The organism is Streptomyces sp. R41, assembly GCF_041053055.1.
Classification (GTDB): domain Bacteria; phylum Actinomycetota; class Actinomycetes; order Streptomycetales; family Streptomycetaceae; genus Streptomyces.
On the sequence record NZ_CP163443.1, the window covers coordinates 8,965,594 to 8,978,545 of the forward strand.

Sequence of the window (12,952 nt, forward strand, 5' to 3'; positions counted from 1 at the left end):
CCGCAGTGCCACAAAGCGCGAGCGCATCGGCCCGCGGGAACCTTTGGCCGGGTGGGGTCTGATGCCGCCGGTGGTGGTGGCCGATAGAGTGCCGCCACGGACGCGCAGCGCAACCTGAAGCTGCGTCACTCTGTTCTGCGTCGCCTTTTCGATGACCCTGTGCTGTACCGGACGGACCTCACCGAGGACGAGCTGGCGTACGTCACCACTCTGACCGGACGACAGATCCTGCGCCGGTCGGTCGAGCAGGCGGGCTTCCTCCTGGAAGAGAGAGCCGAGGGCTTCCTGGTCGTGGACCCGGATGGGATCGCCACCGACGTCCGCTTCCCCGACGACACCTCCACGGCCCGGGTCGCCGCGCTGCTCCTCCTGGAGCCACTCTGCGCCGCCCCGGCCGGACTGCTGCCCGAACAGCTCGGCGAGGCAGGAGCGGATCTGCTGCGCCGCTTCCCGCGCTGGGCGAAGGCGTATCAGTCGGAGGACGGCGCGGCCCGGCTGGCCGACGACGCGGTACGCGTCCTGTGCGATGTCGGCCTCGCCCGCAGGACCCGGGGCCGTGTCGTCGCGAGCCCGGCCGCCCACCGCTACCGCCTGACGGAGACGATGAGTCCGGATCCGGAGGCCAAGCGCGGACCCCAGCAGCACGCGAGCCCGCGCGAGACGGCAGGCGCCACGGCTCCCGCTGGTGTCACCGAAGAAGGAGACCAGCAGTGAGCGTGACCGAGCTTCCCCTTCCGCGGCGGCCGGAGTCCACCGAGCCGGCCGGGACACCGGCCTCTGCGACGCAGGCCGCCCCCGGTCGCTGGCAGCCGCACCGCGCGGGCATCCTCAACGTCTGGCGCTACTACGACGAGACCTTCACCTTCCACCAGAGACGTCTGCTGCTGCGCGGCCAGAACGGATCGGGCGAGTCCAAGGCCCTCGAACTCCTGCTGCCCTTCCTCTTCGACGCCAGCCTCCGCCCCAACCGCCTGTCCACCTTCGGCGGCTCGGAGCGCACCATGCACTGGAACCTGTTGGGCGAAGGCGCCTCCGGCAAGACCCGTGTCGGGCACGTGTGGATGGAGTTCCGCCGCGTCGGCGACGACGGCACCGTGCGGTGGTTCGGCTGCGGGGCACGCCTGCAGGCGAGCGTGCACACCAGTGGGGTGCACGTCGACTACTTCACCACCGGCTCCCGGATCGCCCACCCCGACGGCGTGCGCCTCGTCAACGACGCGGAGCAGCCGCTGACCCGCGCCGCTCTCGTCGAGGTCCTCCGCGACCATGGCGACGTGCACGCCTCGGCCACCGATTACCGTACGGCCGTACGACGTGAACTCTTCGCCGGTATGGCGGAGCAGCGCTACGAGTCACTGCTGTCCGCCCTGCTTCAACTGCGCCAGCCCAAACTGTCCGAACGGCTCGATCCGTCCCTGCTCTCCACCCTGCTGTCCCGCGCCCTGCCGCCCTTGGGCGAGGGCGAGATCGCCGAACTCGCCGAGGGTTTCGAACGACTGGACCGCCAGCGTGAGCATCTCAAGCGGCTCGACGACGAGGTGACCGCGGCCGAGACCGTCGCTTCCCGGCAGCGTGCCTACGCGCGACGGGTGCTGCGCGCCGGCTCCGCCGCACTGATCTCGGCGACCACCGAGATGGACAACCTCACCCGCGTGGCCCGCCAGAGCGCCGAAGAACTGGAACAGGCACTGGCACAACGCGAGTCGACCCGGGCCAGGCGCGAGGAACAGGAGCTGCGTGCGCACGCCCTGGAGGAGACCGTCGAGGGCCTGCGCGAGAGTGACGCGTACAAGCAGGGTGAGGAACTCGACCGGCTCCGGCGCCGCACGGAGGACGTGACCGCCACCGCCGGACGGCAGCGCGCCAGGACCCAGGCCATTCAGGCCGCAGCGGAGAAGGATCAGGGGCACGCCGAGGAGGTTGCCGGGCGAGCCCGCGCACTCGACGAGCACGCGCGTGACATCGCCGAGGAGGCACACCGGTCGGCCCGGGCAGCGGGCATGGAATCCATCCACCACGAGGTCAGGACGATCCTCGGCGCGGAACTTGAAGTCACAGTCCCTGGCGGCGGCACGGGGTGGGCGGGCGGCCGCCGGTCCGAGGACTCCGGTCCCACTGGCACGGAGGACGACAGCGGAGCCCGCCAGGCCCGGCGGCTGTTGCGCGGCGCGGTCACCGCGCGACGGCAGCAGGTCAGTCACATCACCGAGGCGATCGACGAGCACGATCGTGCCGTACGCGACCGGGGCGCCGCCGAGGACCTGCTGGACGAGGCCCGTACCCGACTCGCGGAGGCGATCGCCCGGCGCGACGAGGCATCCGCCGCCTGGGACGACGCTCTCGCCGTACAGGCGGAACGGCTGCTCGCCTGGGCCGAGGGCTGCACGGAACTGCGCATCGCTGATCCCGGCGATCTGGTCGCCAGGGCCGCGACCGAGGCCGAGGTGAGAGCGCTGGTCGAAGCAGTCGCGCGCCCGCTGGAACAGGAGATCGCCACGGCGGAGGCCACTGTTCGAGCCGCCTGCCAGACCCTGCGAGACGAGCGGAGCCGACTTGAGGAGGGGGTGCGACGGCTCAGCGGCGAGACCGACCTTGCGCCCGCGCCCCCGCCCACCCGTACCGCCGTCCGCACGGCGACGGCGGGAGCACCGCTGTGGCGGCTGATCGCCTTCCACGAAGGTGTCCCGCTCACCGTTCAGGCCGCGGTGGAGGCGGCACTGGAGGTGTCGGGCCTCCTGGACGCCTGGGTCAGTCCCTACGACGGGGTCACGCTACCGGGACACGACACCCGCGCCGAGGCCGCCCTGGCCGTGCCCGCCCCGGGGCCCAGCCTGCTGGAGGTGCTGAGGCCAGAGGAGGACATCCCCGTCCCCGCCGCCACCGTGACCCGCGTGCTCGCCGGCATCGCGTACGGCACGGCGCTGCCCGGCGGTCACCCCGCGGCCGTATCCGCCGACGGCGGCTGGCGTCTCGCACTCGCCGCCGGGACGTGGAGCAAGCCGGAACCCGCATACATCGGCGCCCTCGCACGGCAGCGGTTCCGGCAACGCAGGATCGGTGAACTGGCCGAGCGCATCGGCGAGACGAACGCCTCCCTCGCCGCACTCGACGACCGGCTGCGCGGCCTCGGTGCCCGCCGCGCCCGGCTGGACGCCGACCGCGCCCACCCCGACTACCAGGAACTCGACGCCCGACGGCGGGACTGGGGCCGAGCCGAGGAGACGGTGGCCGCCCGGGACGACGCTGTGCGCGATGTCGCCGGCCGTCTCGCGCGGTGCGAGAGCAAGGTGACGGGCGCTCTGCGTGCGCTCACCCGCCGGGGCGCCGAACACGGGCTGCCCACCGACCGCGACCAGCTGCGTGAACTCTCCGTCGGCATCGACAGGTTCCGAGACACCGCCGACAACTGGGTGGACGCCCGCCTCTCCGCGACCATCGCCGCCGACAGTGCCCGGCAGACGGCTGTCCAGGCAGACCGTTCACGTCGAGCCGCCGAGGAACAGGCCGAGGCCGCGGATGCCGTCGAAGCGGAGGCGGCGGGCCTGAAGGCGCGCCTGGAAGCGGTGGAGGCCACCGTCGGCGAGGACTACCGGCAGATCGTCGCCCGCGTCACCGAGGCACGGGCCGAACTGCGCCGCTGCCGTGATGAAGCCGGCCGGGCAGCCGATCTCCTGCTGGACCTGGAAGGGCATATCGGAGGACTGCGGGCCACCAGCGGACAGGACGCCGAACGACGGGAGCAGGCCGTCGCGGCCCGGGACGGTGCGGCGCGCCGGTTCCGGCACCTGTGTCTGGTCGGGCTGGCCGAGGACGCCGGCATGACACCGGAACCCGATGCCGGGGACGGCATGAAGGCCACCCTGGAGGCCGCCCGTGCCGCAGCGGCGAAATGGCCCGGTGTCCCGCACGCCCCACGCAATCTGGGCGACGCCGCGACCCGCCTGTCGGAGGCGGTCCACGAGGCCCGCCAGCGCCTCGGCGTCCGTGCCGACCTGGACCTGGAACCCGACGAGGACATCCAGCTCTTCACCGCCACCCTGGACGGCGTACGGGTGGGGGCGACGGGCCTGCTCGCCACGCTCACCCAGGAGCGCGACCGCAGCCGTGACGACATCACCACTGCGGAACGGCGCCTCTTCGACCAGATCCTCACCGGCGACATCCGCCGCCACCTCGCGGCCCGCATCCGCCAGGCAGGCGAACTCGTCGACCGCATGAACGGGCACCTGGAGCGGGTGCGGACCGCCTCCAACGTCGCCGTGCAGCTCGTCTGGGACGTCCGCGCCGATCTTCCGGACAGCACCCGCACCGCCCGTCAGCTGCTGCTCAAGGACCCCGGCCGGGTCACCGAGACCGACCGGGAGGCCCTGCACGCGTTCTTCCGCGCCCGTATCGAGGAGGCCAAGGGCAGCGACACGGCCGCGAACTGGGAGGAACAGCTTGGCGAAGTGCTGGACTACACCGCCTGGCATCGCTTCACCGTCCGCCTCGACCGGGCGAACGGGGCGGGCTGGCAGCCACTGACCAAGAAGCTGCACGGCGCGCTGTCCGGCGGAGAGAAGGCCATCGCGCTGCACCTACCTCTGTTCGCCGCCGTCGCCGCTCACTACGAGGCCGTTCCCCTGGCACCTCGGCCGATTCTGCTGGACGAGGTCTTCGTCGGTGTCGATACCGTCAACCGCGGACAGGTCTTCGCCCTGCTCGCCGCACTCGACCTGGATCTCATGATCACCTCCGACCACGAGTGGTGCACCTACGGCGAGCTGCCCGGCATCGCCGTCCACCAACTCCTCACCGGCGGGGACGACGACGCCGTCACCAGCGCGCGCTTCGTCTGGAACGGCACCGACCTGGAGACGGGATGACCCACACGGATCCGGCCCCGGGCGAGGCCACCCTGCGCCGCCCCGAACTCCTCCCGCTCTGGCACACGGTCCACAACTGCCTCTCCGCCGGCCGTCCCGTCACACGGGTGCGCCTAGGGCCGCTCGACGACACTCAGCGCGAGGCCTTCGCGGACCTCCTCGGCCTGGACCGCCTGCCGGACCCTCGCCCCTCCGTCCCGCTCGCCCGCCTGGAAGAGGCCGTCACCGAACTGTGCGGCGGCCGTACGGTACGCGAGATTGTCACCGAACTCGTCGGTCCCCTCGGCGACCGGGCGGGCGAACGGCGTCGCGAGGGTAGCGAACGCGCGGCACTGTGGACCTGGCTGGCCGACCACGACACCGGTGCGGGCGCAGCCGGTGCTCTTGGACTGGGTCGCCTCCTGCCGGGCTGCCGGCCTCATCGGCGGCTCGGCGGAACGCACCCGTACCTTGCTCACGGACGCGCTCAAGGTACTCACGGCGCTGCCCGGCCAGGCCGAACCGCTGCCTGTATTCGCTGCCCGGGTCCTGGACGGCCATGCGCACGCCCTCGACGACGGCACCCCGCTGACCACGCTCGTCCTGCGCGCGCTGGCGATCCTGTACGACATGGCTCCCCCGCAGTCCGCGGCCGACCGGCGCGCCCTGTGGACTCGTGCGGGCGTCGCCGACGACGACCTGTCCGCCACCGTCCTGGTCGGCGGACTGCGCTCGGCCGGTGACGGCCTGCTCGCCCGTGTGGCCCGCGTGTGCACCGAGGCCGGTCAGGCAGCCAGTCTGACTCTCGCCCAGGTCCGGGCCCCGGGCGAGTTCACCCTGGGCGCAGCTTCACCAGCCGTTGTCCACGTCGTGGAGAACCCCAGCATTCTGGCAGTGGCCATACGTCGCTTCGGCCGCCACTGCCCGCCGCTCGTCTGCACATCCGGCTGGCCCAACAGTGCTGCGATCCAGCTCCTGCGCATGCTCGCGGACCACGGCGCCGTCCTTTGCTACCACGGCGACTTCGACGGCGAAGGCATCCGCATCGCCGCGTACGTCCTGGACAAGACATCGGCGCATCCCTGGCGCATGACGGCAGCGGACTACCGTGCAGCGGTCGTCCGCAACCCACATGGCCCTCAGCCAGGGCGCATCACCGAGGCGCCGTGGGATCCCGAGTTGGCCGAGGCCATGGCAGAGCACGGCACCGCGGTGGTGGAGGAGCTGGTGGCTGATGTGTTGTTGGAAGACCTCGCTGGTGCGGCTCAGCAGAAGCGCCCCCCGGGCTGCCCATGACGCTCGTTTGACGCTCCGGGCGGCCAGGCGGTAGCTCTGAGTGGTCGGGAACCGCGCTGACCTGCGACTATGCCGACTTGGCCGACACGTGACGTGTTTCCGATGACCTCGCACGTGGAGTGTGTGGCGATTCTGGAACCGGCTAAGAAAGTCCTCTGACCTGCGACTTTCATATGTTGTCGGTCTGCTCGACCTGTTTCCACACAGGCAACGGGTCGAGCGGACAGCCTGGCCAATGAGGTGTCCTGACCTGCACGTTCAGGTTGAGCCGATCGCCGCAACCAGCCACTGACGGGCTATCTCCGTGGATTTTTTGACGCTCAGTTGACGCTCGTTGATCACTGTCCAAAGACATAACCGCCGACCAGGCACGATCTCGGCGAGCGGGTACGAGCTGCTGGACGCCTTCCGAAAGGCGTCTTACGGACAGCCGCGTACGTCGTCGCGCCCTGGCAGCCCTGGTCGCGGCTGGCGACACCGCCCTTCCTGAAACTTTGCACTCCGAGTGAGTCAATATCTGTGCCCGTGAAGTGAGAGTTTGACGGACCGTGCAGTGAGAGTTTTTCCGCGAAGAGCAGAGTGGAATTATCCAACGCACACGGGCCGTTCCGGCGTGCTACTGTCGATCTCAGTTGCAGTTGTGGTTCCCAAAACTTCAAGTGCCCCCACCAGGCTTCTGTCGATCGGGAGCGCTTTTGTATTTCCGGTCATTTCCGGGCGGGGTAATCATCGCGGCGACACGGCGTTCGCACAGTGCGGATGCCGATGTACTGCCCCAAAGGAGATATGACATGGCTGCTGGTACCGTGAAGTGGTTCAACGCGGAAAAGGGCTTCGGCTTCATCGAGCAGGACGGTGGCGGCGCCGACGTGTTCGCCCACTACTCGAACATTGCGGCGCAGGGCTTCCGTGAGCTGCTCGAAGGCCAGAAGGTGAACTTCGACATCGCGCAGGGCCAGAAGGGCCCGACGGCCGAGAACATCGTTCCGGCCTGACGCTGACGCACACTTTGTAGCTGGGGCCCGCATCCTTCAGGGTGCGGGCCCCAGCTGCACGCATTCCCCGCAACGGTTTCACCTGCGGGACGACTCGGAGGAATCCGCAGTCTCACCACACGCGGCTCCTCCTTCAGGGATGCTGGCGCATCCTGAAGAGCTACACCGCAGTCGACGCCCGGACTTTGCGTCCTCATCGCGTCACCCCATTAAGCACCTGCGCCCGCGTATATTTCCGTCGGCCGGATTTGCTTTCTTTTGCCATCGGTCCATACTTGTAATTCTCTATGCCGCTCATCGCTGCGGGAATTCCTTGATATGCGCCGCATCGAGGAAGGTTCCGCATGATCCGCACACGCACGAACGACCGCTCCGCCTGCGCCCGTAATGGCAGTTCCGACGCAGGAAAGGGCGGCAGCCGCTTCGGCTCGTCGGCACCGCGCCGTTCCGGCGGGCCGGCCCGTTCCGGCGGTTACGGCCGCCGGCCCGCCGCCGTGCAGGGTGAGTTCGCGCTGCCCAGGACGATCACCCCCGCGCTGCCCGCCGTCGAGGCGTTCGCCGATCTCTCCATGCCCGAGCAGCTGCTGGCCGAGCTTGGCAGGCAGGGCGTGAGCGCGCCGTTCCCGATCCAGGGGGCGACGCTGCCGAACTCCCTGGCGGGCCGTGACGTCCTGGGCCGCGGGCGCACCGGTTCCGGCAAGACCCTCGCCTTCGGTCTCGCCCTGCTCGCCCGCACCGCCGGACAGCGTGCCGAGCCCCGCCAGCCGCTGGGGCTGATCCTCGTACCGACCCGTGAGCTGGCGCAGCAGGTGACCGACGCGCTCACGCCGTACGCCCGCTCCGTCAGGCTGCGGCTGGCCACGGTGGTGGGCGGGATGTCGATCGGCAAGCAGGCCGGCGCGCTGCGAGGCGGGGCCGAGGTCGTCGTCGCGACCCCGGGGCGGCTCAAGGACCTCATCGACCGTGGCGACTGCCGTCTGAACCAGGTGGGCGTCACGGTGCTGGACGAGGCCGATCAGATGGCCGACATGGGTTTCATGCCGCAGGTCACGGCGTTGCTCGACCAGGTGCGTCCGGAGGGGCAGCGGATGCTGTTCTCCGCCACCTTGGACCGTAATGTCGACCTGCTGGTGCGCCGTTATCTGACTGACCCCGTCGTGCATTCGGTCGACCCGTCGGCCGGTGCGGTCACGACGATGGAGCACCACGTCCTGCACGTCCATGGCGCCGACAAGCACGCCGCCACGACCGAGATCGCCGCCCGCGAAGGCCGCGTGATCATGTTCCTGGACACGAAGCACGCCGTCGACCGGCTGACCCAGGACCTGCTCAACAGCGGGGTACGGGCTGCCGCGCTGCACGGCGGCAAGTCGCAGCCGCAGCGCACCCGCACGCTGGCGCAGTTCAAGACGGGGCACGTCAGCGTGTTGGTGGCGACCAATGTCGCGGCGCGCGGCATCCACGTCGACAACCTCGACCTCGTCGTCAACGTCGATCCGCCGACCGACCACAAGGACTACCTCCACCGCGGCGGCCGTACCGCCCGCGCCGGCGAGTCCGGCAGCGTCGTCACCCTCGTCACACCGAACCAGCGCCGCGGCATGGTCCGCCTCATGTCGGATGCCGGGATCAGGCCGCAGACCACCCAGATCCGTTCGGGCGACGAGGCCCTGAGCCGGATCACCGGCGCCCAGGCCCCGTCCGGCATCCCGGTCGTCATCACCGCACCGGTGGTCGAACGCCCCCAGCGCAGCGCCTCCTCCCGAGGCCGGCGCCGCCCCTCTTCGGCGACCCGGCGCGGGCCCGTACGCCAGTCCGTCTTCGACGCCGCGGCCTAGAACCTTCGTGATCAGGAAGCTGACCCATCTCCGCAGGAGGCACCTTTTGACGCTGGTTCAGATGCAGCCCCGCCCGGTGATCGCCAACCCCGTGCACAGGACGGTGGCTGAGGTCATGGACGCGGCCGGACCGCAGGTCTGTGACGACATGAGCGTCGAGGTGGCGCTGTCCGTCATGGCCGCCGCCCGCACGGGCCGGCTGGTCGTCTGCGACCAGGACGGCCAGTGCACCGGTCTGGTCACCCAGACCGAACTCGCCGCCGTCCGCGACAGCTCCGCTTACACGGACCGTGTCCGCCTGCGCGACATCCTCGGCGAACACGGGTCGTTCACCTCACTCGTGACCACGATGGCCGAAGCCGAGCACGCGATGCGCTCCGGCCGGCTCGGTGCCCTGCCGGTGGTCGACGAGCATGGCAGCGCGCTGGGCATCCTCGCCCTCTCCCGCTGAAACGCCTCGCCCCTGGTCGGACCCTTCTTCCCTTCTCCCTGTGAGGCCACATGCGCTGCGTCATCGCCCGCTTCCCATTCGAGCTCACCAAGAGCGGCGTGCTGGAATCGATGAAGGGCATCAAGCCCGAACCGGTCACCGCCGAATCCGTGATCATCGGCCGCCGCCACTACCCCGTCAAGCAAGTCGGCCAGGTCATCACCCGCCAGGACCGCCGTGACTTCAGCGCCGCCGAAGTCCTGCGGGCCATGACTCAGCTCGGCTTCACCTGCCGCACCCTCCCCACGGCCGCGACTCTGGGCATCCTCAGCTCGCTCCAGCACGCCTCCGCGATGCTCGGCACCCCCGCCACGGTCTGACCGAGCGAACAGGCACGAGCCGGCACCCTGACAGCAGTGTGGGCCCGACCGGTACACCGGTCGGGCCCACACTGCCTGCAACGGGTTCCCGTCGCAGTGGTTGCTCAGTGGTCGGAATAGCTGAAGTCGCCCACGGTCCAGGCGCTGACGTCGTCGATCGCAACGCGGTACATTCCGCCCGTCTCCGGGATTCCCACCGTGCCCTGCAGGATCCGGGCGACATGGAAGTGAAGATGCCTAGGCGGCCCGTCCTCCTTCACGGGGGCGTCGAAGACGGCGGCGAACTCGCCCAAGCGGTCCGAATCCCTCAGGACATCCGACACCCTCTGCCTCCACACCGCTTCGGGAGCCAGCCGACCGGTGATGACGGCACCACCGGTGACCACGGTCAGGGACATCTGGTTGCTCTGCCCGGACTCCACCAGGGCGGCGACGTCAACGAGCAGCTCGTCAGGCTTCGACATGGGGCACATTATATTTACCGGCCATCCGGCAGCTTGAGCGGTGGCGCTACCGGGTAAAACGGGCGCTCACGGTCTTGCCGCCGGAGGCCCGGCGGGTGACCGCCGTGGCGTGGGCGAGACGGTTGACCATGGGTCAGCCGAAGCCCCCGGTGCCGTCGTTCAGGTCAGGGGTGCGCATGCGCGGCACATGCCGGCAGAAACTGACGGCCACGGTCGACGCGTGGCGGCACGCTGCCGTGAGCCCGCGTCACGGAGCCCGCCCACGGCCCGCTCGAGTCGGGGGCCCGCGCCGGTTCGAGCAGGCGGCCCATCCGAGGCGACGCTACCGGTCGGCGCGCACGGGCAGCCGGGCGAGGGCGCAGAGACTTACCGCGGGCCGATGAAGCAGATCCTCGTCGAGGCGCTGAGGGCGGCAGCAGGAGCGCCAGTCTGCGGATTGCGGCACCGGCACCGGCGTGCACGGCTTCCACGAACTGCTGCTCGGTCGTCGGGCCGGGATCGTCAAGGCCGGGCCTTCGTGCTACGCCCGTCATCGGCCGGCCTGTCGGGTGTTACGGCCGGAAATATGGGGTGCCCAGTGGTGGCCGGTACCCGCCGACGGTAGCCGCGGCGCAGTCGGCGGCGACACGGGAAGTCCGACGGGCTGCGCGGCTGTGGGTCACTCCGGTCGCCGGACCTGGGCCTCGGGGCTGCTCCGACCATCCATGGACCGGTTGAGGCGGGTTACCTCATCTTCGAGCGCGCGGAAACCTATGCCCGCTGGAGTAGACATTGGGCGGTGCTGTGGTTACGGTTTCTCCCGTAGCCGAGATCGAGCGAGGCCCGGCAGAGATGAACTTCCGGGCAGCAGTACACGCAGTTCGCAGGACGGTGCGGTGGTGGAGTTCCGAAGCCAGGGATGTCGCAGGACGGTGACGGGACTGACGACCGGACCGGGCGGCCCGCAGTGATCAGGGGCCGCCGTGAGCAGGACCGCAGCTAGCGCAGTGGCAGTTCGTTCAGCAGTTGCGGTTGTCGGTACCAGCAGTGCAGTAGTCAGTGGTTCCTCGGTAAAGGCGTCGGCTGCGGGCGCGCGTGCCGGGAAGTTCGGCAGTGGGGTTCCAAGCCAGAGCAGACGCAGGACGGGCGACGGGGCTGGCTGCCGAAGGGTGGCGCTGCGCGAGGCCACCAGCAGTTCGCGGTATCAGCAGTGCAAGCAGTACGCAGTACCCGTTTGGTAAGTGATTGGTTCAGAGGGAAGAACGGAGGAGTTCAGCGCCATCAGGATCGCCCGGGCGGAAGGCTTGAGCCCGGGTACCGCAGGACATCGATAGGTAGGTGGTCTCCGGTCACGCATCCGCGATCCCCGCATTCCCCGCCCTCTCCCGGGTGGGCCTGCGGAACAAATAGGTCGGCGCAGCACTAGGGTCGGCAGATGGTGTAGTTCCTTCGGGGCCCTGGTGCCAGTACGGCACCAGGGCCCCTCCACGCGTTCCACAGAGAGGTGAGATGACAGCAGACGATTCCTTCGGCCGTCTCGACGACGACGATTACCCCGCCTATACCATGGGTCGAGCTGCCGAGATGCTCGGCACCACCCCCAACTTCCTCCGCGCCATCGGTGAGGCCCGGCTGATCACCCCGCTCCGCTCGGAGGGTGGCCACCGCCGCTACTCCCGTTACCAGCTGCGCATCGCGGCCCGCGCTCGGGAACTCGTCGACCAAGGCACCCCCATCGAGGCTGCCTGCCGCATCGTCATCCTCGAAGACCAGCTCGAAGAAGCTCAGCGCATCAACGCCGAACACCGCCGCGCCGCCGAATCGCGCAACCCCCCGGCCACGGCGTGAGATGAGAGTGCCCGCCGGTATCGGCGGGCGCCCCACGCACGGTCCCGGTGCGCGGCGTGATCGTTCCTGTGGTGACGTGGTGTGCCGGCGTGTAGCGTCTGCGTCAGCTGTCGTGGTTCGGAGTTCCCCTTTGCCCACGCTTTTAGCGTGGGCGTTTCGCTGTGCTGTGCCGCAGGAACCAGGGCGATCACCTCCGCCTTCCACATGGAGTGGGAGGCGTTCATCGACTGGAAGGCATGACTATGGCTACGGGAACCGTGAAGTGGTTCAACGCGGAGAAGGGCTTCGGCTTCATCGCCCAGGACGGGGGCGGCCCCGATGTCTTCGCGCACTACTCCGCGATCAACTCCTCGGGCTTTCGTGAGCTCCACGAGGGCCAGATCGTGACGTTCGACGTCACCCAGGGCCAGAAGGGCCCGCAGGCCGAGAACATCAACCCGGCCTGACCTCGCAGCCTTGCCCGAGGGATCGCGCACGCCGCATTCGGCGACTGCCACAGCCCGTGCGGGCCGTGCTTTCAAGCGGACAAGGGGACCCGCTCTCGTGCCGGGCGTCGATTGGACCTGTGGTGCACAGGATCAGGGCCGCGCAGCAATGGCTGCGCGGCCCTGATCTGTTGAGGTGTACCTGGAGCCGTCTGAGTGCCGGGCTTGCCGGTGACCGCCTCCCACAGCGCGTTGACCGTCGGCGCCGACTCGTCCACGCCCTCCGTCAGCCGGGGGCCCACCAGCCCGTAGTAGCCGGTCTTGCCCCGGGACAGCACGGTGAACCCGGCCGGGATGGCGTGGGCGGTGAGCCAGTCCTGCCCGCACCCGCAGTGGGTGGCGTGGTAGTGGCCCCACATGCTCTCCAGCGGTTTTCGAGATGTCTGCCAGGGT

Annotated in this window: 10 protein-coding genes and 2 pseudogenes; 10 read left to right on the forward strand and 2 right to left on the reverse strand. The window is 69.7% G+C overall.

Annotated elements, in window-relative coordinates:
* Positions 1 to 87: 87 nt before the first annotated feature.
* From AB5J53_RS40630 to AB5J53_RS40665, 8 genes and pseudogenes are all read left to right on the forward strand, one after another.
* Positions 88 to 714, forward strand: a pseudogene (locus AB5J53_RS40630) (TIGR02678 family protein); the annotation flags it as partial.
* The gene (locus AB5J53_RS40635; protein ID WP_369250599.1) at positions 711 to 4,865 is read left to right on the forward strand and encodes a TIGR02680 family protein; all 4,155 of its coding nucleotides are present in this window, start codon (positions 711 to 713) and stop codon (positions 4,863 to 4,865) included. The pseudogene AB5J53_RS40630 and the gene AB5J53_RS40635, both read left to right, overlap by 4 nt.
* Positions 4,862 to 5,158, forward strand: a pseudogene (locus tag AB5J53_RS40640) (TIGR02679 domain-containing protein); the annotation flags it as partial. The gene AB5J53_RS40635 and the pseudogene AB5J53_RS40640, both read left to right, overlap by 4 nt.
* 85 nt (positions 5,159 to 5,243) lie before the next feature.
* The gene (locus AB5J53_RS40645; RefSeq protein ID WP_369250600.1) at positions 5,244 to 6,140 is read left to right on the forward strand and encodes a TIGR02679 family protein; all 897 of its coding nucleotides are present in this window, start codon (positions 5,244 to 5,246) and stop codon (positions 6,138 to 6,140) included.
* A 791-nt stretch (positions 6,141 to 6,931) separates the two neighbouring features.
* On the forward strand, positions 6,932 to 7,135 hold the full coding sequence (locus AB5J53_RS40650) for a cold-shock protein (protein WP_003973099.1): 204 nt from the start codon (positions 6,932 to 6,934) through the stop codon (positions 7,133 to 7,135).
* A 344-nt stretch (positions 7,136 to 7,479) separates the two neighbouring features.
* Positions 7,480 to 8,973: a DEAD/DEAH box helicase gene (locus AB5J53_RS40655; protein WP_369250601.1), complete on the forward strand. Its 1,494-nt coding sequence runs from the start codon at positions 7,480 to 7,482 to the stop codon at positions 8,971 to 8,973.
* A gap of 46 nt (positions 8,974 to 9,019) precedes the next feature.
* On the forward strand, positions 9,020 to 9,424 hold the full coding sequence (locus AB5J53_RS40660) for a CBS domain-containing protein (RefSeq protein ID WP_369250602.1): 405 nt from the start codon (positions 9,020 to 9,022) through the stop codon (positions 9,422 to 9,424).
* 50 nt (positions 9,425 to 9,474) lie between these two features.
* Complete coding sequence (locus AB5J53_RS40665; protein ID WP_369250603.1) at positions 9,475 to 9,783, forward strand: SCO5918 family protein; 309 nt, start codon at positions 9,475 to 9,477, stop codon at positions 9,781 to 9,783.
* A gap of 104 nt (positions 9,784 to 9,887) precedes the next feature.
* Here AB5J53_RS40665 and AB5J53_RS40670 read toward each other — a convergent pair whose 3' ends face one another.
* On the reverse strand, positions 9,888 to 10,247 hold the full coding sequence (locus tag AB5J53_RS40670; protein WP_369250604.1) for a hypothetical protein: 360 nt from the start codon (positions 10,245 to 10,247) through the stop codon (positions 9,888 to 9,890).
* A 1,488-nt stretch (positions 10,248 to 11,735) separates the two neighbouring features.
* On the opposite strand from AB5J53_RS40670, the gene AB5J53_RS40675 reads away from it, so the two are divergent.
* Both AB5J53_RS40675 and AB5J53_RS40680 read left to right on the forward strand, forming a co-directional pair.
* On the forward strand, positions 11,736 to 12,074 hold the full coding sequence (locus tag AB5J53_RS40675; protein ID WP_369250605.1) for a MerR family transcriptional regulator: 339 nt from the start codon (positions 11,736 to 11,738) through the stop codon (positions 12,072 to 12,074).
* Between the two features lie 242 nt (positions 12,075 to 12,316).
* Positions 12,317 to 12,520: a cold-shock protein gene (locus tag AB5J53_RS40680; protein WP_369250606.1), complete on the forward strand. Its 204-nt coding sequence runs from the start codon at positions 12,317 to 12,319 to the stop codon at positions 12,518 to 12,520.
* A 71-nt stretch (positions 12,521 to 12,591) separates the two neighbouring features.
* Here the strand turns inward: AB5J53_RS40680 and AB5J53_RS40685 are convergent, their stop codons facing one another.
* Positions 12,592 to 12,918 (reverse strand): hypothetical protein, encoded by a 327-nt coding sequence (locus AB5J53_RS40685; RefSeq protein ID WP_369250607.1) that lies wholly within the window; start codon positions 12,916 to 12,918, stop codon positions 12,592 to 12,594.
* Between the last annotated feature and the right edge of the window lie 34 nt (positions 12,919 to 12,952).

What these genes read in the sequence shown, in the direction of transcription:
- AB5J53_RS40685 (WP_369250607.1), bottom strand. Translation starts at nt 12,918, where the DNA reads ATGTGGGGCCACTACCACGCCACCCACTGCGGGTGCGGGCAGGACTGG.
- AB5J53_RS40650 (WP_003973099.1), top strand. Translation starts at nt 6,932, where the DNA reads ATGGCTGCTGGTACCGTGAAGTGGTTCAACGCGGAAAAGGGCTTCGGC.
- AB5J53_RS40665 (WP_369250603.1), top strand. Translation starts at nt 9,475, where the DNA reads ATGCGCTGCGTCATCGCCCGCTTCCCATTCGAGCTCACCAAGAGCGGC.
- AB5J53_RS40680 (WP_369250606.1), top strand. Translation starts at nt 12,317, where the DNA reads ATGGCTACGGGAACCGTGAAGTGGTTCAACGCGGAGAAGGGCTTCGGC.
- AB5J53_RS40655 (WP_369250601.1), top strand. Translation starts at nt 7,480, where the DNA reads ATGATCCGCACACGCACGAACGACCGCTCCGCCTGCGCCCGTAATGGC.
- AB5J53_RS40675 (WP_369250605.1), top strand. Translation starts at nt 11,736, where the DNA reads ATGACAGCAGACGATTCCTTCGGCCGTCTCGACGACGACGATTACCCC.
- AB5J53_RS40670 (WP_369250604.1), bottom strand. Translation starts at nt 10,247, where the DNA reads ATGTCGAAGCCTGACGAGCTGCTCGTTGACGTCGCCGCCCTGGTGGAG.